The 21,756-nt window shown below is 70.3% G+C and carries 21 protein-coding genes and 2 riboswitches; of the genes, 7 read left to right on the plus strand and 14 right to left on the minus strand.

Going from position 1 to position 21,756, the window contains the following annotated elements; all coding sequences use genetic code 11:
• Positions 1-116 precede the first annotated feature (116 nt).
• The 11 genes from J2S76_RS08995 to J2S76_RS09045 form a co-directional block, all read right to left on the minus strand.
• On the minus strand, positions 117-1,349 hold the full coding sequence (locus J2S76_RS08995; protein ID WP_307059627.1) for an NAD(P)/FAD-dependent oxidoreductase: 1,233 nt from the start codon (positions 1,347-1,349) through the stop codon (positions 117-119).
• The gene (locus J2S76_RS09000) at positions 1,346-2,068 is read right to left on the minus strand and encodes a lysophospholipid acyltransferase family protein (protein WP_307059629.1); all 723 of its coding nucleotides are present in this window, start codon (positions 2,066-2,068) and stop codon (positions 1,346-1,348) included. The genes J2S76_RS08995 and J2S76_RS09000 overlap by 4 nt, the downstream gene beginning before the upstream one ends.
• Before the next feature lie 359 nt (positions 2,069-2,427).
• Entirely contained in the window at positions 2,428-4,164 is a 1,737-nt protein-coding gene (gene ade / locus J2S76_RS09005; RefSeq protein ID WP_307059630.1) for an adenine deaminase, read from the minus strand.
• A gap of 2 nt (positions 4,165-4,166) precedes the next feature.
• On the minus strand, positions 4,167-5,126 hold the full coding sequence (locus tag J2S76_RS09010) for an aldo/keto reductase (protein WP_307059631.1): 960 nt from the start codon (positions 5,124-5,126) through the stop codon (positions 4,167-4,169).
• Positions 5,127-5,248: 122 nt separating this feature from the next.
• A complete protein-coding gene (locus tag J2S76_RS09015) occupies positions 5,249-6,034 on the minus strand; it encodes a DeoR/GlpR family DNA-binding transcription regulator (protein WP_307059633.1) in 786 nt (261 codons plus the stop codon).
• A 97-nt stretch (positions 6,035-6,131) separates the two neighbouring features.
• Positions 6,132-7,259: a thiolase family protein gene (locus J2S76_RS09020; protein WP_307059635.1), complete on the minus strand. Its 1,128-nt coding sequence runs from the start codon at positions 7,257-7,259 to the stop codon at positions 6,132-6,134.
• Positions 7,256-8,665, minus strand: coding sequence for an AMP-binding protein (locus J2S76_RS09025; protein ID WP_307059637.1), 1,410 nt, complete (start codon positions 8,663-8,665; stop codon positions 7,256-7,258). The genes J2S76_RS09020 and J2S76_RS09025 overlap by 4 nt, the downstream gene beginning before the upstream one ends.
• A gap of 4 nt (positions 8,666-8,669) precedes the next feature.
• Positions 8,670-9,227 (minus strand): biotin transporter BioY, encoded by a 558-nt coding sequence (locus tag J2S76_RS09030; protein WP_307059639.1) that lies wholly within the window; start codon positions 9,225-9,227, stop codon positions 8,670-8,672.
• Positions 9,224-9,835, minus strand: a complete 612-nt coding sequence (locus J2S76_RS09035) for an energy-coupling factor transporter transmembrane component T family protein (protein WP_307059641.1) — start codon at positions 9,833-9,835, stop codon at positions 9,224-9,226. The genes J2S76_RS09030 and J2S76_RS09035 overlap by 4 nt, the downstream gene beginning before the upstream one ends.
• 103 nt (positions 9,836-9,938) lie before the next feature.
• The gene (locus J2S76_RS09040; protein WP_307059643.1) at positions 9,939-10,637 is read right to left on the minus strand and encodes an energy-coupling factor ABC transporter ATP-binding protein; all 699 of its coding nucleotides are present in this window, start codon (positions 10,635-10,637) and stop codon (positions 9,939-9,941) included.
• A 155-nt stretch (positions 10,638-10,792) separates the two neighbouring features.
• Positions 10,793-11,398 (minus strand): TetR/AcrR family transcriptional regulator, encoded by a 606-nt coding sequence (locus J2S76_RS09045; RefSeq protein ID WP_307059645.1) that lies wholly within the window; start codon positions 11,396-11,398, stop codon positions 10,793-10,795.
• 60 nt (positions 11,399-11,458) lie between these two features.
• On the opposite strand from J2S76_RS09045, the gene J2S76_RS09050 reads away from it, so the two are divergent.
• Positions 11,459-12,355: a DMT family transporter gene (locus J2S76_RS09050; RefSeq protein ID WP_307059647.1), complete on the plus strand. Its 897-nt coding sequence runs from the start codon at positions 11,459-11,461 to the stop codon at positions 12,353-12,355.
• A 42-nt stretch (positions 12,356-12,397) separates the two neighbouring features.
• Here J2S76_RS09050 and J2S76_RS09055 read toward each other — a convergent pair whose 3' ends face one another.
• Complete coding sequence (locus tag J2S76_RS09055; RefSeq protein ID WP_307059649.1) at positions 12,398-12,865, minus strand: carboxymuconolactone decarboxylase family protein; 468 nt, start codon at positions 12,863-12,865, stop codon at positions 12,398-12,400.
• A 63-nt stretch (positions 12,866-12,928) separates the two neighbouring features.
• Here J2S76_RS09055 and J2S76_RS09060 point away from each other — a divergent pair, with 63 nt between their 5' ends.
• Entirely contained in the window at positions 12,929-13,393 is a 465-nt protein-coding gene (locus J2S76_RS09060; protein WP_307059651.1) for a MarR family winged helix-turn-helix transcriptional regulator, read from the plus strand.
• Between the two features lie 7 nt (positions 13,394-13,400).
• Here the strand turns inward: J2S76_RS09060 and J2S76_RS09065 are convergent, their stop codons facing one another.
• Positions 13,401-14,237 carry an aldo/keto reductase gene (locus tag J2S76_RS09065; protein ID WP_307059653.1) on the minus strand — a complete coding sequence of 279 codons (837 nt, stop codon included), beginning with the start codon at positions 14,235-14,237 and terminating at the stop codon, positions 13,401-13,403.
• Positions 14,238-14,364: 127 nt separating this feature from the next.
• Between J2S76_RS09065 and J2S76_RS09070 the strand changes: the two genes are divergently transcribed.
• Positions 14,365-15,360: an NUDIX hydrolase gene (locus J2S76_RS09070; RefSeq protein ID WP_307059655.1), complete on the plus strand. Its 996-nt coding sequence runs from the start codon at positions 14,365-14,367 to the stop codon at positions 15,358-15,360.
• 3 nt (positions 15,361-15,363) lie between these two features.
• Here the strand turns inward: J2S76_RS09070 and J2S76_RS09075 are convergent, their stop codons facing one another.
• Positions 15,364-15,792 (minus strand): GNAT family acetyltransferase, encoded by a 429-nt coding sequence (locus tag J2S76_RS09075; protein ID WP_307059657.1) that lies wholly within the window; start codon positions 15,790-15,792, stop codon positions 15,364-15,366.
• A 158-nt stretch (positions 15,793-15,950) separates the two neighbouring features.
• Between J2S76_RS09075 and nadA the strand changes: the two genes are divergently transcribed.
• From nadA to J2S76_RS09095, 4 genes are all read left to right on the plus strand, one after another.
• Positions 15,951-17,024, plus strand: a complete 1,074-nt coding sequence (nadA, locus tag J2S76_RS09080) for a quinolinate synthase NadA (protein ID WP_307059659.1) — start codon at positions 15,951-15,953, stop codon at positions 17,022-17,024.
• A gap of 55 nt (positions 17,025-17,079) precedes the next feature.
• Positions 17,080-18,624 carry an L-aspartate oxidase gene (locus J2S76_RS09085; RefSeq protein WP_307059661.1) on the plus strand — a complete coding sequence of 515 codons (1,545 nt, stop codon included), beginning with the start codon at positions 17,080-17,082 and terminating at the stop codon, positions 18,622-18,624.
• Positions 18,625-18,814: 190 nt separating this feature from the next.
• Positions 18,815-19,672: a carboxylating nicotinate-nucleotide diphosphorylase gene (gene nadC / locus J2S76_RS09090; protein WP_307059663.1), complete on the plus strand. Its 858-nt coding sequence runs from the start codon at positions 18,815-18,817 to the stop codon at positions 19,670-19,672.
• Between the two features lie 339 nt (positions 19,673-20,011).
• A riboswitch (glycine riboswitch) is annotated at positions 20,012-20,114 on the plus strand.
• A 1-nt stretch (position 20,115) separates the two neighbouring features.
• Positions 20,116-20,241: riboswitch (glycine riboswitch) on the plus strand.
• A 70-nt stretch (positions 20,242-20,311) separates the two neighbouring features.
• On the plus strand, positions 20,312-21,607 hold the full coding sequence (locus tag J2S76_RS09095; RefSeq protein WP_307059665.1) for a D-amino acid dehydrogenase: 1,296 nt from the start codon (positions 20,312-20,314) through the stop codon (positions 21,605-21,607).
• The last annotated feature ends 149 nt before the right edge of the window (positions 21,608-21,756 follow it).

The following is a 21,756-nucleotide window of genomic DNA, read 5'->3' on the forward strand; positions in this document are numbered from 1 at the left end:
CCCCGGCGAGTGTAGGCGGCGGATTTAACCCCGGCTAGTCAGGCCGATGAGGTGGACGATCAGGCCGATGAGAGCAAACAGGCCAGCAACGCCCCCGACCCCTCGCCCGCCGCGCGCTATTTCGCCAGCAGGCTCTTCAGCTCGAAGCTCTCATCGCCCGCCTGCGCCGGCGTGATCGCGGGCGTGCCCGCCAGCAGGCGGCGGCCGAGCATGTGGTCGGCGGGGCGGTTGACGCTCTCAATCGCGGTGAGCACCCCGTCGCGGAAGCGGAACACCGAGAAACGGCGCGAGGCGGGGTCGCCGCGCAGCACCGCGCTGTCGGTGGCTGCCGCGAGGCCGACGATCTGCAGCTTGAGGTCGGACTGGTCGCTCCAGAACCACGGCACGGCGTCGAAGGGGGCGGGCTTGCCGGTGAGCCGATGGGCGAGGCTGCGGGCCTGGTCGGCGGCGTTCTGCACCGATTCCAGCCGCACATTCCCGCCGGCGAAGCGGCTGGGATAGGCCACGGCGTCGCCCAGCCCCGATATGGCGGGGTCCATGGTGGCCAGATGCGCGTCGACGACGATGCCGTTCGCCACCTCCAGCCCGGCGTCGGCCGCCAGTTCCACATTCGGCACCACGCCGATGCCGACCAGCACGAAATCGGCCGGGTGCACCGTGCCGTCGCCGGTCTCGACGCCGGTGACGTGGCCGCCCTCCCCCTTCAGCCCAACCACGCCGGCGCCGAGCACCAGCTTCGTGCCCATGGCGGCATGGGCGTCGGCGAAGAACGCCGACATATCAGGCGAGACGGCGCGAGCCAGCACGCGGCCGGCGCCTTCCAGCACGGTCACTTCATGCCCAAGCGCGCGGGCGACGGCGGCGAATTCAAGCCCGATGAAGCCGGCGCCGATCACCACCACGCGGCGGGCGACGTCGAGCTTGCCCCTCAAGGCGTCGGCATCGGCCAGCGTGCGCAGATAGAACACGCCGGCAAGATCATGGCCCGGAACGGGGAGCGGCCGGTTGCGGGCGCCGGTGGCGAGGATGAGATGGGCATAGGGCAGCGCCGCGCCACCCTCCAGCAGCACAAGCTGGCCGGCGCGGTCGATCGCGGTGGCGCGGGCGTTGACCAGCTCGATGCGGTGGTCGGCATAGAAGGCGCCGGCGCGCAGCTCGATCTGCTCGATGCCGGCCTCGCTCTTCATATAGGCCTTGGACAAAGGCGGGCGCTGATAGGGCAGGCCCGGCTCGTCGCCGACCAGCACCAGCCGGCCCTCATAGCCGCAATCGCGCAGCGAGGCGGCGGCCTGAAAACCGCCCTGCCCGGCGCCGAGGATAAGGATGCCCGCCTCGCCTGCCGCACTCATGCCGTCTTCCCCTCCTGTGCGACCAGCCGGTCGCGTTCCGCATAGATCGCCTCGCTCAGCCTTGCCATGAACTCGCGGTCCGGCAGGCCGGGCGGAATGGACGGCAGATAGGAGACGGTGATGGTGCCCGGCCGGATGGCAAAGCTGCGCGCCGGCCAGAACAGGCCGGCATTGTTCACCACAGGCACGACAGGCAGGTCCAGCGCCTTGTAGAGCAGCAGCACGCCGCGATGGAACTCGGCCCGCTCGTCCACCGCCCGGCGAGTGCCCTCGGGGAAGATCAGCAGGTTGCGCCCGTGTTCGCTGGCCTCGCGCCCCTCGCGGAACATCTTTTTCACCGAGGAGGCGCCGCCGGCGCGGTCGATGGCAATCATTGGCGAGCGCTTGAGGAACCAGCCGAACACCGGGATGCGGTACAGCTCTTCCTTCAGCACGATGGCGACATCGGGAATCAGCACGGCGGCGGCGATGGTCTCGAAGGCGGATTGGTGATTGCCGACATAGAGCGCCGGCTCGGGCGGGCGGTTTTCCTCGCCGATGGTGCGGTAGGAAAGCCCGACAAAGCGCAGGATCGCCAGCACCCCGCCGGCCCAGAAGCGCGAGAAGCGGCGGGTGGCGTGCGGCCGGTCGCGCCAGGCGAAATAGGGAATGGTCGCGGCGAGCAGCACTGTCCACAGGACGAGCAGCACGAGGAAAACGGACGAGCGCAGGCGGGCCATGGGCGGGGGGTCTCGAACGGGGCTGGAAGGTCTAGCAGATCGGGCCGGCGGACGGGAGGGGGCTGCGGCGGAGGGGCCGCTCGTCATCCCGGCCGGAGCGCAGCGCAGAGCCGGGATCGTCGTCCGCGTCAGGACGCCATCGGCGCGATCCCGGATCGGTCCTGCGGACCGTCCGGGATGACGGCGTGGGAAGGAGCTCACCCTTCCCCGGACACGCAATGCGCCGTGCCCACGCCCTCCCCCATGTGCCCCGTCATCCCCGGGCTTGACCCGGGGATCCATGTCTTCGCCCGAGCCTGAGGCACGGCGTGGATGCCCGGGTCGAGCCCGGGCATGACGGCGATCGGGATTGGCCCGCCTCAGCCATTGCCGGCGGGAGGCACCGGCGTTTCCAGCAGGGCGAAGGCGTTGACGTCGAACATGCCGAAATCGGTGATCTTCAGATGCGGAATGACCGGCAGCGGCAAAAACGCCACCTGCAAAAACGGCTCGGCCAGCACCACGCCCAGCGCCTTGGCCGCCGCGCGCAGCGGGATCAGTGCGTCGTGCACCTCCTCGAACGGCGTGTCCGCCATCAGCCCGGCGACGGGCAAAGCGAGCTCGGCCGTCACCTCCCCGCCATCGGCCACCGCGAAACCGCCGCGCAGCGCGATCAGCCGGTTCACCGCCAGCGCCATGTCGGCTTCATTGACGCCGACCACGGTGATGTTGTGGCTGTCATGGCCGACCGAGGAGGCGATGGCGCCGCGCTTCATGCCGAAGCCATGGACAAAGCCGCGGCCGATATTGCCGTTGCGCCCGTGCCGCTCGACGACGCAGACCTTCACCGCGTCCTTCTCAAGGTCCACCCGCTTCTCGCCGTCGATCACGGGAAGGTCGAGCCGCACGTCCTCGGTGATGATGCGGCCGGGCACCACGCCGATGACCCGGGTGGCACTCTCCGTGGCCGGGATGCGGAAATCCTCCGCCGTCACGGGCCGCGCCTTCACCGAATCCATGCCGACCGGGGCGACATGGCCGCGCGCGGCGAACAGTTCGGGCGTCACCAGCCGGCCGGCTGAGATGACCTGGCGCACCGAGCAGGCTTCCAGACTGTCCACCAGCACGATGTCCGCCCGCCTTCCCGGCGCGATCAGGCCGCGATCGGTGAGGCCGAAGGCATTGGCCGCCGACCAGCTCGCCACCCGGTAGACATGGTGCAGCGGCGCGCCGTGGCGGATGGCCTCGGCGATCATGTAGTCGAGATGGCCTTCCTCGGCGATGTCGAGCGGGTTGCGGTCATCGGTGCAGAAGGCCAGAAACGCTGACGTGTCGGCCGAGATCAGCGGGATCAGCGCGTGCAGGTCCTTCGACACCGAGCCCTCGCGGATGAGGACGGACATGCCCTTCATCAGCTTTTCCCGCGCCTCTTCCAGCGAGGTCGCCTCATGCTCGGTGCGGATGCCGGCGGCGATGTAGCCATTGAGGTCGCGCCCGCGCAGCAGCGGCGCGTGGCCGTCAATATGGCCGTCGGAGAACAGCGAGAGCTTGGCCAGGCACCCCTCATCGGCGAACAGCACGCCGGGGAAGTTCATGAATTCGGCGAGGCCGATGCCGGATTCGTGGCCGCGCAGAAGCGCGAGGTCGGGCGCGGCGAGTTCGGCGCCGGCGGTTTCGAAGCTGGTGGCCGGCACGCAGGAGGAGAGCTGCACGCGCAGATCCATGATCGTGTGCTCGGCGCAGCGCTGGAAATAGGCGATGCCCTCCGCGCCCAGCACATTGGCAATCTCGTGCGGGTCGCAGATCGCCGTGGTGACGCCGTGCGGCAGCACGCAGCGGTCGAATTCCAGCGGCGTGACCAGCGAGGATTCGACATGCAGATGCGTGTCGATGAAGCCCGGCACGGCGAACAGCCCGGACCCGTCGATCTCCCGCGCGCCGTCATAGTCGCCATAGGTGCCGACGATGCGCTCCCCCACCATGGCGATGTCGGTGCGGGTGATGGCGCCCGATATGACGTCCAGCAGCTGGACGCCCTTGATGACGAGGTCCGCCGGCGCGGTGCCCCGGCCGGCCTCGACAAAGCGGGCGATCGCGGCCGGGCTCTGTGTCGCCATGGTCAGTCCTTCCAGGCGCTGGCGCTGTCGAGACGGGCGATGTCGGCGCCGGTGAGCGCGAGATCGACGCTGGCGATGAGATCGCCGAGCTGCTCGACGCGCGAGGCGCTGGCGATGGGGGCGGTGATGCTGGGGCGGGCCATCACCCAGGCGAGCGCCACCTGGGTCGGGGTGGCGCTGTGGGCGGCCGCCACCGTGTCGAGCGCGGCGAGGATGCGCTCGCCGCGCGGGTTGAGATATTTCTCCACCAGCTCCCCCCCGCGCACGCTCTTGCCGGCATCGGCGGCGCTGCGGTACTTGCCGGTGAGGAAGCCGGCGGCGAGCGAGAAATAGGGGATGACGCCCAGGCCGCTGGCGGCGCAGACCGCCTCGACATCCGCTTCATAGCCGGCGCGGGCGTAGAGATTATATTCGGGCTGCAGCGTCTCGTAGCGCGGCAGTTTCTCGCGGGTCGACACCGCCAACGCCTCGAACAGCCGGGGCGCGGTGAGGTTCGAGCCGCCGATGATCCGCACCTTGCCGGCCCGGATCAGCTCGTCATAGGCGCTCAGCACCTCCTCGAACGGGGTGTCCGGGTCGTCCCAATGCGACTGGTAGAGGTCGATAAAGTCGGTCTGCAGCCGCGCCAGCGAGGCCTCGACGGCGCTGCGGATGTAGTCCGCCTTCAGGCAGACCTTGCCCTGCCCCATATCGGCGCCGACCTTGGTCGCAATGACGAGGCGGTCGCGATTGCCGCGCGCCTTCATCCATTTGCCGATGATGGCCTCGGATTCGCCGCCGCTATGGCCTTCCGCCCAGCGGGAATAGATATCGGCGGTATCGATGAAGCAGAAGCCGGCGTCGAACAGCGCGTCGAGCAGGCGGAACGAGGTCGGCTCGTCGGCGGTCCAGCCGAACACATTGCCGCCGATGCACAGCGGCGGAACCAGAATATCGGAGCGTCCGAGGCGGCGCAGTTCCATTCGTCTCTCCTCCGGGGGGCGATTCAAGGGGCGGAAGCGTCAGCCTGAGAGGCTGCGCCAAGCGGTGCGTCACGGTTGGCGCGCCCGGGCACCCTCCGCCCTGATGCTGCAGTGCGGGATCCTCAGAACCCGTCCTCGTCAAGCGAACCGACCTCGATCAGTTCCACCTGTTCGCGCTGGCACACATGGCGCAGCTCGGGGGAGGATACGACGTCGGTGACGAAGGTGTCGACCTCCGACATCGAGCCAATGCGCACCGGCGCCGTGCGCTCCAGCTTGGAACGGTCGGCGACCAGGATGATCTGGCGGGCATTGTCGATGATGGCGCGGGCGACCTGCACCTCGCGATAGTCGAAATCGAGCAGCGTGCCGTCCTCCTCGATCGCCGAGGCGCCGATGACGGCGTAGTCGACGCGGAACTGGCGCACGAAATCCACCGCCGCCGAGCCGATCACCGCCCCGTCGGCATGGCGCACCGGGCCGCCGGCCATGATCAGTTCGATGCGGGGATGGCGGTAGAGCAGCGTCGCCACGTTGAGGTTGTTGGTGATGACCAGCAGATCCTCATGGTCGGACAGGGCGCGGGCGACCTCTTCCGTGGTGGTGCCGATATTGATGAACAGCGAGGCGCGGTTCGGCACCATGCTGGCGGCGGCCTCGGCGATGGCGCGCTTGGCGCCCTGCGCCATGGCGCGGCGGGCCTCATAGGCGAGGTTCTCGACGCCGGAGGCGACGACGGCGCCGCCATGCACGCGCGACATCAGCCGGCGCACGCACAGATCGTTGAGATCCTTGCGGATGGTCTGGGGCGAGACATCGAAACGGCCGGCGAGGTCCTCGACGCTCACACGCCCCTGGGCGCGGGCGAGCCCGAGAATGTCCTGCTGGCGTGAGGAGATCGCGTTCATGCGGCCAACGGCCTTTCTCCCGGCAATAGGGATCGTCTTCTGCGGACGATTCGTCGCGCATCCTGCACAAGGATACGGGGCGCGGCAAACGCCGGTTTTAGAGGCGCTGCAACATGAGCAGGCTGGCGAGCCCGCCGGCCGCCGCGATGGCGGAAAGGCCGAGCGCGCCGGTGGCCTCGCCCGCCAATTCGTGGAACTGGCGCACGGCCAGGATGGCGCCGGACGCGCCGATGGGGTGCCCGCGCGCCAGCGCCCCGCCACCGCGATTGATGCGGGCGGGGTCGAGGCCCGCGCGCCGGGCATTCATCATCGCCTGCCCGGCGGAGGCCTCCATCAGCTCGACCACGGCAAGGCGCGCCCAGTCCAGCCCGGCCGCCCGGTCGCGCAAAGCATGGTCGATCGCCCCGGGCGGGTCGTCCGGCGCGGCGGCGAAGGAGCTGATCTGAAACACCTCGCACACCGGGTGGCCGGCCTTCAGCCATGCTTCCGCCCATTCCCGCGACGCCACCAGCACCACGGCCGCCGCGTCCGCCTCCACCGCCACGCCGGCCGCGTCCAGTTCGCTCTCGCCGTCGCGGTGGAGCACCGGCGCGCGGGCGCACAGGGCCGGGGTGAGGGCGCGGGTGAAGCTGTCAAAGGCGAGGCCCGCCACCGGCACGATTTCCGATTCCAGCCGCGCCCGCGCCGCCAGCGCCTTGGCGTGGCTCTCAATGGCGAAGGCCGCCTGTTCGCCCCGGCTGAGGCCGCGCGCCGCCTTGGCCAGAACCGCGATCATCTCCGGGTCGCGCGCCGGCCAGGGGGTGAAGGGCGGGCGGTCGTAAAACACCGGCGCCTCGCCCTTCACCCTCGGCCGCACGGCGCGCAAGGGCGAGCGGCTGAAGCTCTCCACCCCGCCGGCGAGCACAAGCTGCGCCGCGCCCGATTCCACCATCCGCGTCGCCAGCTGAATGGCGTCCAGCCCGGAACAGCATTGCGTGTCCAGCGTCAGCGCCGGAACGGTCGGCGGCAGGTTGGCGGCCAGCGCGGCGAGGCGGGCGACATTGCCGCCGCCGGAGAGCGCATTGCCGAGGATGACGTGCTCGACCTCATCAGGTGCCACGCCCGCATCATCAAGGCAGGCGCGCAGCACCGGGGCGGCGAGGTCGTGCGCCTCCACCGCGCGAAAGGCGCCGCCGCGCGGGGCGACCGCCGTGCGGCGGGCGGCAATGACAAACGCCCGGTTCATCGCGCGAACCTGTCGCGGGCGATCGCTTCCAGCGCCCGCAGATCCGCCTTGCCGCCCGAGGTGCGCGGCCAGTCCTCCAGGCTGAGGAAGCGGCGCGGGATCTTCGCCGCCGGCAGCAGCCCCCGGCAGGCGGCGCGCAGGGCCGGCTCGTCCACCGCGCCGCGCAGCACGGCCACAAGCTCGACGCCGCGCAAAAAATCCGGCAGGCCGAAGACGGCGGCCTCCGCGATGCCGGGCAGGCTGGCGAGCACGGTTTCCACCTCCTCGGGATAGACGTTCAGCCCCGAGGTGACGAGCATGCGCTTCTCGCGCCCATGCAGATAGAGAAAGCCGGCCTCGTCCAGTCGCCCATGGTCGCCAATGGTGAGGAAGCCGCCCACGCGGCGGGTTTCCGGCGCGTCGCCGCAGGCATAGGCGTCGAACAGCATCGTGCTCGCCACCCAGATCGCCCCCGCCTCGCCGGCCGGCAGGTCCCGGCCCGCGCCATCGCGGATGCGCAGGGTGACGCCATAAGCGGGCCGGCCGACCGAGCCGGGCGGGACGTCCTCCCCCGGGCGGGCGATGGTGATGAAGCTGGTTTCCGAGGCGCCGTAGAATTCGGCGATGCCGGCGTTCGGGAACAGCGCCTGGGTGGCCGCGCGGGTCTCCGCCCGCCATTTGGCGCCTGAAATCATGAGGAGCCGCAGGGTCGGGAAGCTCTCGCCGGCCCCGGCCTCAATGAGCATCTGCAGCTGGGTGGGGGTGGCATAGAGCGCGGTGACGCCGTGCCGGGCGATGAGGCGCAGCGCGCGGCGCGGGTGGAACTGGCGCATCATCACCGCCCGCGCGCCGATGTGCAGCGCGTGGACGACGCCATAAAGATGCAGCGAGGCCGCCAGCCCGCCGGGCGCCAGCACCACGTCTTGTTCGCCGAGGCCGAATTCGACCTCGCTGGCGGCGAAGCTGTCGATCCAGGAGCGGTGGCTGCGCCGGTAGCCCTTGGGCAGGCCGGTGGAGCCGGAGGTGAAGCCGACATAGAACGGCGCGTCCGGCGCGGGCGGCGGCGGGAACGGGGCGGAGGCGGGCGTGGACAAGGCGGGTTCGGGCAGCGTTTCCAGCGTGATCGCCGGGGCGAGCGCGGCGTCGATGGCGGCGCGGTAGGGCGCGGGCCAGCCGGGATCATAGACGAGCGCCTGCCGGCCGCTGATGGCGCAGGCGAGGAAGGCTTCCACCAGCTCCGGCCCATTGCCCATGGCGAGCGCCACGCCCTGCCCCGGCGCGGTGTTTTCCGCCAGATGCGCCGCGACGGCACTGACGCGGGCCGCGAGGGCGGCGCGGCTCACCACCTCCTCGTCGCAGACCAGCGCGGCGCGGGTGGACGCGGCCGCCGCCAAAGCGGGAAGATCGGCGCCGATGGTCGCGGTCATCGCCTCAGGCGTTGCGCGAGAGCAGCGCTTCCGGCATGCCGCGCGCCACGGTCTGCGCGATCAGCGCCACCAGCACCGCCTTGATGGCGTCGCCGGGAATGAAGATCAGGCAGGCCTTGGTGGCATCCATCACCGACAGCCCGCCGACCAGCGCCATGCCGGCAATGCCGAAGGCATACATCACCACGACGCCGCCAAACACGGCGGCAAGGAGCGCGGCCGGGAAGACCGGCGCCTTGCGCAGCGCCTGCATGATCCAGCCGGACACAAAGGCGACCGCGATCCAGCCGAAAAAGAAGCCGACGGAAGGGGAAAAGAACACGCCGAGCCCGCCGCGCCCGCCGGCCAGCAGCGGCGCGCCGAGCGCGACCACGAACAGCAGCAGCACCATGGCCAGCGCCCCGCGCCAGGCACCGAGCATCACCCCGGCCAGCATCGCGCCCATGCTCTGGGCGGTGATCGGCACGCCGGCGGCGAAGGGCAGGTCGAAGCGCGGCAGCAGGCCGAGCACGGCGAAGATGGCGGCGTAGAGCGCGACCTGAACGAGCGTGCGGTCTTTCATCGGCGGGTTCCTCGCGGCGCGCCGCCACGCGCGGCCAGCGCCTCGGCGGTGTGGTGGGACAGTCTCAGCGTCTGGATACAGAAAGGCGCGAGCAGGCGCCAGCCGCCGCGCTTGCCGGTGCGGGCGCGCCAGGACTCGTTCAGCGCCTCCCACAGCGCGAACAGCAGCGGGATCAGCCGGATCATCAGCGCCACGGCAAGCGCCACCGCGCGCGGCGACCCGCCGAACCAGCCGAGCGGGGCGAGCAGCGGCTCGACCGCGTCCATCATCGCGTCCATGCGGGTGGTCATGGTCACCGCATTGGCCAGCAGCACCATGGCGAGGATGCGGGCCAGCACGACGAGGCCGGCGGTCACGTCGCCGTTCCACCAATGGAAGGCGAGCAGGATGAGAAAGAGCGGCCAGAGCGGGCGCAGCAGCGCGATCTGCGCCACCGCCGCCCGGCCCAGCGAGACATAGAGCGCCAGCACCGCAACGAGCAGGCCAGCCATGAGGGGCAGGCTGTCGAGCGGCGCGGCGATGAGGCTGACCAGCGCCAGCGCCAGCAGCTTCCAGCCGGCGGGCACGCCATGCAGCCAGGTGCGCTGGGCGAGATAGAGCGAGATCATGTCAGCCCCTCACGCCTCCCGGCCCAGCGCCACGGAAGGCGGGCGCCCCCTCGTGTCCCGGCCCCGCGCCTCTGGCCCGGGACACGGGGGTGGTGCGGCGCGCTCATGCCAGCGCCTCGGCGAAGGCGCGGTAGGCGGGGATGATCTCGGCGGGGGGGCCGTCGCCGCGCACCTGCCCCTCATGCAGCCAGATCACCCGGTCGAAGTCGGTGAAGGCGTCGAGCTCATGGGCGACGAGGATCACCTGTTGCTCCAGCCCTGCGACCAATGTTTCCAGACGCCGGCGGGTCGGCAAATCGAGGCTGGAAAACGGCTCGTCGAGAATGAGCACCGCGGGCGCCATCACCAGCACGGCGATGATGCAGAGGAACTGCTTTTCCCCTTCCGAAAGCGCGTGCACCGGCCGCTCGGCCCAGTGCGCGCGCTCGAAGCGGGCGAGTGCCGGCACCGCCTCCTTTGCCGCCTGCCGGCGCGGCAGTCCCGCCTGTTCGAGGCTGAAGGCGATCTCCTCCGCCACGGTGGGGAAGATGATCTGATGGTCGGGGTTCTGGAAGATGAAGCCGACCTTGCGCGGCAGCTCGCCCGCCTGCGTCGCCGCATCGAGGCCATGCACGGTGACGCGGCCCTTCTCAGCGGCCAGCAGGCCGTTGAGAAGGCGCACCAGCGAACTCTTGCCCGAGCCATTGGTGCCGATCAGCCCGACCCGGCGCTCGGTAATATCAAGCGAGACATTATCCAGCACCACCCGGCCGCCGCGCGTGAGGGTGACGTTCTCAAGGCGGATCAGCGGGGCATGCGGCACGGGCGGCGTTCCGGGGCGGAGAAAGGGGCGAGGCACAGGGCGGTGGCGAAGATCGACGGCGAAGATCAGCGGCGAAGATCAGCGGCGAAGATCAGCGACTTGCCGCTTATAGCGTCGCGACGGGGCGGCTGTCGAGAGGGTGCCTCACGCGCGCCTCACGCCCCTTCCGCGCGAGTCCCGCCCCGGAGCAGCGCCAGGGCGAATTTGCGCAGGCGCGCGAAGGCCGCCGGCCCGTCGCCAGCCCGCGCCCGGATCACCGCGCCCTCATAGGTGTCGATGATATGGGCCGCCATCTCCACGGGATCGAGCGCCGGATCGACCTCGCCGGCGTTCTGAGCCTCGGCTATGAGCGCGGCGAGATCCTGCTCCCAGCTGGCGAAGACCGCCGCCAGCTGGTCGCGCAGCCCGTCATCCAGCGCCGGGGCAGCCTGGGCGAGCACGCCATAGAGACAGCCCGCCACATCCGCCTCCGCCATCGAATCACGCTCCACCTGCTCCAGATGCCGCACGATCCGCGTGAGCGGGCTCAGGCTGGCATCGGCGAACAGCTCCTGCCGCTGCCGGCGATACTGGCCGGCATAAGACGCGAGCACCGCGCCGGCAAAATCCTGCTTGCTGGCGAAGAAATGGTAGAAGGAGCCCTTGGGCACCGCCACCGACGCCAGAAGCGGGCCGATGCCGGTGCCGTCATAGCCCTGCTCCAGCATCGCCTTTCTGCCGGCAGCGACGATCCTGTCGCGTGTGGATGGCTTTTCCGTCATACTAGACGACCGGTCTACTGTTCCCTATCATGCGTCGGATCGGAACACACAGAGGCCCTCATGTCCATCACGTCCCGTGCCTTGCTGACACCCCGCGCGGCCGGCCTTGCCGTGGTGCTGTTCTCCACCCTGCTGTGGAGCCTTGTCGGCCTGTTCGTGCGGATGGCCGATCTCGATGCGTGGACCATCATCCTCTGGCGCTCGGTGTTCGCGGTGCTGGCGCTCGCGCCGTTCTGGCTGCTGGCCACCGCCGACAAGGCGCAGGCGTTGCGGGCCGGCGCCTCCCGCGCCAGCCTGTTCGCCATCGGCCTCGCCGTGGTCGGCAACATCTCCTATATCGGCGCGCTGCAGCTGACCTCGGTCGCCACGGTCATGACGATCTACGCCACGCTGCCCTTCGTCACCGCCCTGCTCGGCCTGGTAGCGCTGCGCGAGAAGCTGAGCCGGCGCTTCGGCGCGGCGGCGCTGGTGGCGGCGGTGGGCATCACCATCACCGCCGGCGCCGCGGTGTCGGTCGGCGATAGCGCCGGCATCCTGGTCGCGGCGCTGATGACGCTGAGCTGGGGCGGGCTGCTGGTGCAGGCCAAGCGCTACCCAAAGATCGACCTGACGCTGATCAGCCTCGTCTCCGCCGTGATCGCGGCCGGGATCGCGCTGCCGCTGGCGTCGCCCGGCCTGCCCTCGGCCACTGCGCTGTTCGTGTGCGCGCTGCTCGGCGTGCTCACCTCCGGCCTCGCCAATGTGCTGACCCTGATGGGCGGGCGGCAGATACGCTCCGGCGAGACCGGCCTGCTGCTGCTGCTCGACGTGGCGCTCTCCCCGCTCTGGGTGTGGCTGGCCTATGATGAGCGGGTCGGCCCGCCGGCGCTGTTCGGCGGCGCGCTGGTGGTGATCGCCGTCGCCGGCTACCTGTTCACCGATGCACGGCGCCGGGCGGTGCCCTGCCCGGCGCCGTGAGCGCGAACCGCCGCTCACCTTTCGTGCCGGCCCTGTCGGGGATCAGGAAGGGGGCGGAAAGCGCAGCCCACCGGCAATGCGGTTCCAGGCATTGATGGTGGCGATGGCGATGGTGAGATGCACCACCTCATCAGGCGCGAAAACCTCGCCGAGCCGCGCCACCGCGTCTTCCGGCATCGGGCCGCCCGCCATGCCGGCAAGCTGCTCCGCCCAGGCCAGCGCCGCCCGCTCGCGGGGCGCGAACAGGCCGGCGTCGCGCCACACCGCCACCAGGTCGATCTTCGCCGCATCGACCCCGAGGCGGCGGGCGAGCGCGATGTGAAACGCCGTGCAGAAGGCACAACCATTGATCTGCGACACCCGGATCTTGACCAGTTCGACCAGCCCCTTGTCGAGGCCGGCATCCACCGACTGACTCAGCGCGCGCAACGCGGCGGTGGCGGCCGGGGCGACGGCCTGCAAGCCGGCATAGGAGAACGGCGCCGCCGGGGCGCTTTCAGGGGTCGTCATGGTGGCGTGAACCTGCGCGATGAGGCATTATCAGAGTACGAATATGATATCAGGACCCTGATAATGTGCAACTCCCCCGACGCCGTATTGCCTGCCCCGGGCGAAGGCAAGCGCGGCGCCGACGGCCATCTCGGCTATCTGCTGCGCCAGGCGGCGCATGTGCACCGCCAGCGCGTGGAAGCCGTGCTGGGCGATCTCGACCTCACCTCGGCGCAGTTCTCGGCTCTGGTGATGCTGGAAGCCTACCCCGCCGCGTCCGGGGCGGACCTCGCCCGCCTCGCTCTGCTGACGCCGCAGACGATGAGCACCATCATCGCCAATCTGCTCAAGGCCGGGCTGGTGGCCCGTCGCGCTCATGCCGTGCACGGACGCATTCAGCAGATCGACCTGACACAGGATGGCCAGGCCCGGCTCACCGTGGCCAAGGCGCGGGTCTATGGGCTCGAATCCGGCCTCCTCGCCGGCCTCTCAGCCGATGAGGAGACGATCATTCGCCGCTGGCTGGCCGGCGTCGCGGCCGGTGCGTAGACGTCGCTTAAAGCATTTCCAGCGCCCGCCGGCGCGACGGCGGCGGGAAGGCGGCGTCCAGCGCGGCGAGGTCTTCCGCGTCGAGCGCAATGTCGCTTGCGCCGGCATTCTCGCGCATATGGGCGGCGCGCGAGGCCTTGGGGATGACAATGTTGCCCGGCATGCGCAGCGCCCAGGCGAGCGCGATCTGATAGGGCCGGGCATTGTGCTTGGCGGCGAGATCGGCCAGCACGCCGGTGCTCTTCAGCCGGCCGCGCTCGATCGGGCTGTAGGCCATCAGCGGCATTTCATGTTCCTGCAGCCAGGGCAGCAGGTCCCATTCCGGCCCGCGCCGTGTGAGATTGTACAGCACCTGGTTGGTGGCGCAGGCCTCGCCGCCGGGAGTTTGGAACAGCTCGTTCATGTCGTCGGTGTCGAAATTCGACACGCCCCAGTCGCGGATCTTGCCCTGGGTCTTCAGCTGCTCGAAGCCGATAATGGTTTCCGCCAGCGGCACGCTGCCGCGCCAGTGCAGCAGATAGAGATCGAGATGGTCGGTCTTCAGCCGCCGGAGACTGCGCTCGCAGGCCGAGACCACGCCGGCGCGGCTGGCATTGTGCGGGTAGACCTTGGAGACGAGAAAAACCTTGTCGCGCAGCCCGGCCAGCGCCTCGCCGAGAAAGCGCTCGCAGGCGCCCTCGCCATACATTTCCGCCGTGTCGACCAGCTTGAGGCCGAGCTCGACGCCGAGGCGCACCGATTCGGTCTCCTCCGCCCGCGCCTCGGGCCGCTCGCCCATCATCCAGGTGCCGATGCCAAGCGCCGAAACCTTGCTTCCGCCGGGAAGAACCACCTTGCCGCTCATCATCCGCCTCCGTTGCAACCTCCGCCGGAGTGCCACTCCCGCGCCGCCGGCGCAAGAGTTGCCGGCGCAGCGGCGCCGCCGCTTCCGTGCTAATGTGGGCCACGACGTCCCCACCGCCCGGAACCCGATGCCGACCACGCCGAGCCCAGACGCGCGCACGACCGCCGCCCCCTCCCACGCGCCGGAGCCGGCTCTGGCGATCGGCCTGTCGGCGGTGATCGTGGCGGTGACGGGCGACGACCCCAAGGTGCTGACGCTCCGCCATGGCGACGGGCGCGATTCGCTGCCCTCCGGCCCGCTGGAGCGCGGCCACCGCACGCTGGAAATGGGCCTGCGCAGCTGGGTGGAGCGGCAGACGCTGCAGGAGCTGGGCTATGTCGAGCAGCTCTACACGTTCGGCGACCGCGACCGTGGCGAGGACGGCACCCGCGCGCTCTCGCTGGCCTATCTCGCTTTGGTGCGCGAGGCCCGGCCGGCCGGCGACACCGATGCGGCGTGGCAGAGCTGGTACCGCTATTTTCCCTGGGAGGACTGGCGCGGCGGGCGGCCCGCCGTGCTCGACACGCTGGAACACGGCCTGCGCGCCTGGGCGGCGGGCGCGGCGCAGGGACGGCTGAGCGAGCGGCGCGCCGAGCGCATCGCGCTGGGCTTCGGCGGCGCCGGCGGCCATGAGGCGGGCTGGAACGAGGAGCGGGTGCTGGAGCGCTACGAACTACTCTATGAGGCCGGCCTCGTGGGCGAGGCGCTGCGCGAGCGGGGCTCCGACCGCGTCGCCGCCGTCCCCTCCGGCACTGAAATGCGCGAGGATCACCGCCGCATGCTGGCGCTCGCCATCGCCCGGCTGCGCGGCAAGATCAAATACCGCCCCGTGGTGTTCGAGCTGATGCCGCCGAGCTTCTCGCTCGGCCAGCTGCAGCAGGCGGTGGAGGCGCTGTCCGGCTCGCGGCTGCACAAGCAGAATTTCCGCCGGCTGGTGGAGCAGCAGCGCCTTGTGGAAGAGACCGGCGAGACGACGAGCGAGACCGGCGGGCGCCCCGCGAGGCTGGTGCGCTTCCGCCGCGAGGTGCTGCTGGAGCGCCCGGCGCCGGGGGTGCGGTTGCCCGGCGGCTTCGGGCGGCGGTGAGGGTCACTCCCGCCCGTCGATCCATTTCGACATCACCACGCGCGGGGCGACCTCGAAGCCGAGCTTTTCGTAGAAGGCGACGACCGCCGTGTTGGTCTCGCGCACCAGAAGCTGCACCTTCGGCACATCACGCACCTTCAGCCACGCCTCAGCCGCGCTCACAATCTCCGCGCCGACGCCCTGGCGCTGGAGCAGCGGATCGACGGCGACATAGTAAATCCAGCCCCGGTGCCCGTCATGGCCGACCATGGCTGAGGCGCAGACGCGGCCGCCTTCAAGGCGTGCCACCAGCACGTCCGAATTGGCGCCACCGCGCGCGAAGCGGAAATCCGCCGCCGGGTCATTATAGGGAACCGTGAGCCCGCAGGCCTGCCAGAGAGCGACCACCGCGCCTTCATCGGCCAGGCGGGCGGAGTCGATTTCGAGCGTCATGCGTTACCTCACCGATCCAAATCCCATATCGCCCGATTTGTGACGAAGTGTTGACAGCGACTTATACTCAGTCCTAGCATAACGACGATCCGCCGGGCCCTGCTGCCCGGTCTTCTTTGGCCTGAGTTATACTCAAAACGAGCATAATGGAGGACGCGATGCTGGACTTCGACGTCGCTGCCCATGCCGACCGTGCGCTTGCCGACCGCCCCGAGGCGTTTGTCCCGCGCCTGCCCGACGAGCGGCCTGCCGCGCCGGCGCTGCCGCATCTCTATGCGCGGGTGGCCAAGCACATCACCCCGGCGGAATGGCCGCTGATCGCCCGCGAGGTCGAGGCGATCGAGCGGCTGAAGCGCGAGCGCAACGCCGTCGTGCTCGGCCACAACTACCAGGCGCCTGAAATCTTCAACACGGTGGCCGACATTGTCGGGGATTCGCTCGCCCTCGCCCGCGAGGCGGTGACGGTGGATGCCGATGTCATCGTCATGGCCGGCGTGCATTTCATGGCCGAGACCGCCAAGCTGCTGAACCCGTCCAAGACCGTGCTGATGCCCGACATGGGCGCGGGCTGTTCGCTGGCCGACAGCATCACCGCCGCCGATATCCGCCTGCTGAAAGAACGCTATCCCGGCGTGCCCGTCGTCACCTATGTCAACACCTCGGCCGAGGTGAAGGCCGAGAGCGATTATTGCTGCACGTCCGGCAACGCGGTGAAGGTGGTGCGGGCGGTGGCGAAGGAATGGGGCGTCAGCCGCATCCTGATGCTGCCCGACGAGTTCCTCGCGCAGAATGTGCAGAAGCTGGTGCCCGAGCTGGAGCTGATCGCCTGGAAGGGCCATTGCGAGGTGCATGAGCGCTTCACCCCGCAGGATATTCGCGATCTGCGCGAGAACCACCCCGGCGTTGTGGTGCTGGCGCATCCCGAATGCCCGCCCGAGGTGGTGGCGGAGGCCGATTATGCCGGCTCCACCGCCGGCATGGCCGATTATGTGCGCGACGAGAAGCCGGCGCGGGTGGTGCTGATCACCGAATGCTCGATGGCCGACAATGTGGCGGTGAACCATCCCGACATCGAGTTCGTGCGCCCGTGCAATCTCTGCCCGCATATGCGCCGCATCACGCTGCCGAACATCCGCCGGGCGCTGGAGACGATGACGACGCAGGTCGAGATCGACCCGACCATCGCCGGCCGAGCCCGCCTCGCCGTCGAGCGCATGCTGGCGATCAGCTGAACGCACTTCGCTGAACGCTTCTCGCCCGCTGAACGCATCTCGGAAGGGTCCGCCTGTGAGCCATTCGCGTGAGAACATCGTCGTGGTCGGCGGCGGGGTGGCCGGTCTTGCCACCGCGCTGCGGCTGGCGCCGCTCCCCGTCACGCTGGTCGTCGCCTCACCGCTTGGGGCGGAGGCCGCCACCGGCTGGGCGCAGGGCGGCATCGCCGCCGCGCTCGGCGCCGATGACCGGCCGGATCTGCACGCCATCGACACGCTGGCCGCCGGGGCGGGCCTGTCCGAGCCGCTGGTGGCGCGCCGCGTGGCGGCCGCTGGGCCGGGCGCCATCGACTGGCTGGTCGGGCTCGGCACCCCGTTCGACCGCAACCCCAATGGCAGCCTCGCTCTGGGGCTGGAGGCCGCGCATGCGCGCCGGCGCATCGTCCATGCCGAAGGCGACGGTACCGGCCGCGTGGTGCTGGAGACGCTGACCCGCGCCGCCCGCGCCTGCCCGTCAATCACCGTGATGGAGGGCTGGCGGGCGGGCGAACTGCTCACCGACGCCCATGGCCGCATCGCCGGCATCGCCGCCCGCGACCGCGAGGGCCGCACGCTCACCCTCGCCGCGCGCGCGGTGGTGCTCGCCACCGGCGGGCTCGGCGGGCTCTATGGCGCCACCACAAACCCGCTCGGCGCGGTCGGCTCCGGCCTCGCTTTGGCGGCGCGGGTGGGGGCGGTGCTGCGCGACATGGAGTTCGTGCAGTTCCACCCCACCGCCATGGCGGTGGGCGGAGCCCCCGAACGGGCCGCCTCGGGCGGGCCTGCGCCAATGCCGCTCGCCACCGAGGCGCTGCGCGGGGAAGGCGCCCGGCTGTTCAACAGTCGCGGCGAGCGCTTCATGGCCGAGGTGCCGGGGCAGGAACTCGCCCCGCGCGACGTGGTGGCCCGCGCGATCTTCGCCCAGATCGCCGCCGGCGAGAGCGTGGTGCTGGACGCCCGGATGAAGGACATCGAGACGCGCTTTCCCGGCGTGGTCGCGCTGTGCCGCGCCCACGGGCTGGACCCGGCGCGGGCGCCGATCCCGGTGCGGCCGGCGGCGCATTATCATATGGGCGGGATATGGGTGGATGGCGCCGGGCGGAGCAGCGTGCCGGGCCTGTGGGCCTGCGGCGAGGTCGCCTCCACCGGGCTGCACGGCGCCAACCGGCTCGCCAGCAATTCGCTGCTGGAGGCGCTGGCCTATGCGCACTGGATCGCGCAGGACATTGCCGGCGAGGACGCCGCGCCCGGACTGGCGCGCGCGCCCTCAGTGCCCCGCCCGCGCTCCCCGGCCCGGGCCGAGATCCGCGCGCTGATGGACCGGCAGGTGGGCGTGGTGCGCGACGCCGAGGGGCTGGAGGCCGCCGCCGCCCGGCTCGGCACCCTCGCCGATCGCGACGGCTGCGACCTCTCGCTGGTGGCGCTGGCGATCACCGAGGCGGCGCTGCGGCGCTGTGAGAGCCGCGGCGGCCATTTCCGCGCCGACCACCCCGCCCCGGCGGCGCTGGCCCACCATTCCGAGACGCGATTCGACGAGACGCCGGGCGTCGCGCCCTCGATCGAGGCGCGGCAGGTGGCGTGAGGACAGCCCGCTTCGCCTCCTCGCCCGAACCACGTCATCCTGAGGCGCCCGGCAACGCCGGACTTTGACGGATGGCCAGCCTGGATCACCATCCTTCGAGGCTCGCGGAGCCTGTCTTCGGGCTTGCCGGAGGCAAGACCCGGGGGCTCGCACCTCAAGATGATGTCGCCCTCAAGTGGATGAGTTGACCATGACCCTCCCCCCCCTCCCCCGCCTGATGGTCGAGCCGATCGTGCGCGCCGCTCTGCTGGAAGATCTCGGCCGCGCCGGCGACGTGACGACGGACGCCTGCATTCCCGCGCAGGCGCGGTTTCAGGCGGTGATCGCCTCGCGCCAGCACGGGGTGATCGCCGGCATCGACGCGGCGGTGATCGCCTTCGACCTGATCGACCCTTCGCTGAAGGTGAGCGTCGAGCGCGGCGACGGCACGGAAGTGGCGCCCGGCGACGTGGTGCTGCGGCTCGACGGTTCCGCCCGGTCCATCCTCACCGCCGAGCGGGTGGCGCTGAACATCGCCTGCCGCATGTCCGGCATCGCCACCGCCACCGCCGGATTGGTCGCCATCGCCCGCGAGCACGGCAAGGCGCAGATCGTCTGCACCCGCAAGACCACGCCCGGCCTGCGGGCGCTGGAAAAGCACGCGGTGCGGGCGGGCGGCGGCTCCAACCACCGCTTCGGGCTCGATGACGCGGTGCTGATCAAGGACAACCACATCGCCGTGGCCGGCGGCGTGGTGCCGGCGATCCGGGCGGCGAAGGCCCATGCCGGGCACATGGTGAAGATCGAGGTCGAGGTCGACACGCTGGCCCAGCTCGACGCCGCCATGGCCGAGGGGGTGGACGCGGTGCTGCTCGACAATATGACGCCCGTCCTGCTGGCCGACGCGGTGGCGCTGGTGGCCGGCCGGGCGCTCACCGAGGCCTCGGGCCGGGTCTCGCGCGAGACGGTGGGCGCCATCGCCGCGAGCGGGGTGGATTTGATCTCGGTCGGCTGGATTACCCATTCCGCCCCGATTCTCGATCTCGGGCTCGACGCGGCGGAGGTGTGAGAAGGGATTTGACGGGGGGTGCGGAGACGGTGCGCTCCCCCTCCTGGCCGGGCTCGACCCGGCCATCCAGCCTTCGGCCGAGGCCCGAGCGGAAGCGCTGGGTCCCCGGATCAAGTCCAGGGACGGGGATGAGGGGCGACAGCAGTGTCAGCCCCCCTCATGTCCTAGCCGAGCAGCAGGTGGGGCCCGGAGCGCCTTCCGCCGGCGCTGTAGGGGTCCGGGACACGCCCCCTTAGCCGCCCTCCTCCCCTCCCAAGGTCGCAGGCTCAACTCGGCGCGAGCGGGGGTGCCTGCCCTTGAATGAGGCATGCATTTGTGCGATGCATATAGCTGTCTGCTAGTGATCATGCGGGAGAGATCGACAGTCCCTCCCGGACAATTGTCGGCGCCGACGGAGCAACCCCCCAGGAAACTCTCAGGCACCACGGACCGCATGATCAGGACAATCTGGAGAGAGGCGTCGCGCCGGGTTTTCCCGGGGTAGGACGCCCACCGAAGGGGAAGCCCGGGATGGTTTGACGGCGCCGCCGTCTGTCTCGGGGCGAGCTCTCAGGTACCGCGACAGATGGGGACAGCCGGCTGACGCCAAGCGGGGCACCGCGCGTCGGGCCATGTCGTCCTCAAGCGCGGGAGCCTCCCATGCGCCACATCGCCGTTATCGGTGCCGGTATCACCGGCGTCACCACCGCCTATGCCCTCCACCAGAAGGGCTATGACGTCACCGTCATCGACCGCCAGCGCTATTCGGCGATGGAGACCTCCTTCGCCAATGGCGGGCAGCTCTCCGCCTCCAATGCCGAAGTGTGGAATTCCTGGGCCACCGTGCTCAAGGGCATCAAGTGGATGTTCACGCCGGACGCGCCGCTGCTGATGAACCCCATGCCCTCCTGGCACAAATATTCCTGGATGGCCGAGTTCCTCGCCAATATCCCGAACTACGAGGCCAACACGGTCGAGACCACGCGCCTCGCCCTTCAGGCCCGCAACCACATGTTCGACATCGCCAAGCGCGAGGGCATCGACTTCAACCACGAGACGCGTGGCATCCTGCACATCTACCGCGACAAGGAAGCCCAGGATAACGCCCGCAAGGTCTCCGCGCTCTATGCCAAGGGCGGGCTGGAGCGGCGCGAGGTGACGGGCGAGGAAATCCGCGCGCTGGAGCCGACGCTGAAGGGCCATTTCTATGGCGGCTTCTTCACCCCCTCCGATTCCACCGGCGACATCCACAAATTCACCTATGGGCTGGCGGAAGTGTGCCGGCGCAACGGCGTGCGCTTCATCAGCGAGGCCAGCGTCGAGCGCGTGACCCACACCGGCACCGGCGCCGGCGGCACCGGGGTGGACGTGACCTTCTCGGTCGCCCCCGATGCCGAGGACGCGCTGCCCCGCCGCGAGACGCTGTCCTTCGACGGCGCGGTGGTGTGCGCCGGCATCGGCTCGCGCGCCATTGCCGCCGGGCTCGGCGACCGGGTGAACATCTATCCCGTCAAGGGCTATTCGATCACGGTGATGCTGGAGGACGAGGAAAGCCAGGCGTCGGCGCCGTGGGTGAGCCTCTTGGACGACAAGACCAAGATCGTCACCTCGCGCCTCGGCAAGGACCGCTTCCGCGTCGCCGGCACCGCCGAGTTCAACGGCGAGAATCGCGACATCCGCGCCGACCGCATCCGGCCGCTGGTCGACTGGACCCGCCGGCTGTTCCCCGGCGTCAACACCGCGCGCGTGGTGCCGTGGGCCGGGCTGCGGCCGATGATGCCCGACATGATGCCGCGCGTCGCCGCCGGCAAGAAGCCGGGCGTGTTCTACAACACCGGCCACGGGCATCTGGGCTGGACGCTGTCCTGCGCCACCGCCGAGATCATCGCCGCCAAGGTGGCGGACGCGATGCCGGTGGAAGCGCCCGCCCCGCTCCTGCGCCTCGCGGCCGAGTGAACCTCCCGCCGCGTGGGGCAACGCTGCCGCGCGGCCTCAAGACCGATCCCGCCGCCGGCGCGGCGGGGTGCCTGCACCACCCGTTTTCCGAACCCCCGCCCCGGCCGGCGTTTCCGCTCCAAGTATAGGGTATGGGGTCTTCCGGGAGC

It is taken from the genome of Ancylobacter vacuolatus (genome assembly GCF_030813595.1).
Lineage (GTDB): Bacteria > Pseudomonadota > Alphaproteobacteria > Rhizobiales > Xanthobacteraceae > Ancylobacter > Ancylobacter vacuolatus.

Bases quoted from the DNA above. Each gene is read 5' to 3' on its own strand.
- J2S76_RS09095 (WP_307059665.1), top strand. From the start codon at position 20,312: ATGCGCCACATCGCCGTTATCGGTGCCGGTATCACCGGCGTCACCACC.
- J2S76_RS09015 (WP_307059633.1), bottom strand. From the start codon at position 6,034: ATGAACGCGATCTCCTCACGCCAGCAGGACATTCTCGGGCTCGCCCGC.
- J2S76_RS08995 (WP_307059627.1), bottom strand. From the start codon at position 1,349: ATGAGTGCGGCAGGCGAGGCGGGCATCCTTATCCTCGGCGCCGGGCAG.
- J2S76_RS09000 (WP_307059629.1), bottom strand. From the start codon at position 2,068: ATGGCCCGCCTGCGCTCGTCCGTTTTCCTCGTGCTGCTCGTCCTGTGG.
- J2S76_RS09045 (WP_307059645.1), bottom strand. From the start codon at position 11,398: ATGACGGAAAAGCCATCCACACGCGACAGGATCGTCGCTGCCGGCAGA.
- J2S76_RS09010 (WP_307059631.1), bottom strand. From the start codon at position 5,126: ATGGAACTGCGCCGCCTCGGACGCTCCGATATTCTGGTTCCGCCGCTG.
- J2S76_RS09060 (WP_307059651.1), top strand. From the start codon at position 12,929: ATGTGCAACTCCCCCGACGCCGTATTGCCTGCCCCGGGCGAAGGCAAG.
- J2S76_RS09070 (WP_307059655.1), top strand. From the start codon at position 14,365: ATGCCGACCACGCCGAGCCCAGACGCGCGCACGACCGCCGCCCCCTCC.
- J2S76_RS09035 (WP_307059641.1), bottom strand. From the start codon at position 9,835: ATGATCTCGCTCTATCTCGCCCAGCGCACCTGGCTGCATGGCGTGCCC.
- ade (WP_307059630.1), bottom strand. From the start codon at position 4,164: ATGGCGACACAGAGCCCGGCCGCGATCGCCCGCTTTGTCGAGGCCGGC.
- J2S76_RS09055 (WP_307059649.1), bottom strand. From the start codon at position 12,865: ATGACGACCCCTGAAAGCGCCCCGGCGGCGCCGTTCTCCTATGCCGGC.
- nadA (WP_307059659.1), top strand. From the start codon at position 15,951: ATGCTGGACTTCGACGTCGCTGCCCATGCCGACCGTGCGCTTGCCGAC.
- J2S76_RS09030 (WP_307059639.1), bottom strand. From the start codon at position 9,227: ATGAAAGACCGCACGCTCGTTCAGGTCGCGCTCTACGCCGCCATCTTC.
- J2S76_RS09050 (WP_307059647.1), top strand. From the start codon at position 11,459: ATGTCCATCACGTCCCGTGCCTTGCTGACACCCCGCGCGGCCGGCCTT.
- J2S76_RS09065 (WP_307059653.1), bottom strand. From the start codon at position 14,237: ATGAGCGGCAAGGTGGTTCTTCCCGGCGGAAGCAAGGTTTCGGCGCTT.
- J2S76_RS09075 (WP_307059657.1), bottom strand. From the start codon at position 15,792: ATGACGCTCGAAATCGACTCCGCCCGCCTGGCCGATGAAGGCGCGGTG.
- J2S76_RS09025 (WP_307059637.1), bottom strand. From the start codon at position 8,665: ATGACCGCGACCATCGGCGCCGATCTTCCCGCTTTGGCGGCGGCCGCG.
- J2S76_RS09020 (WP_307059635.1), bottom strand. From the start codon at position 7,259: ATGAACCGGGCGTTTGTCATTGCCGCCCGCCGCACGGCGGTCGCCCCG.
- nadC (WP_307059663.1), top strand. From the start codon at position 18,815: ATGACCCTCCCCCCCCTCCCCCGCCTGATGGTCGAGCCGATCGTGCGC.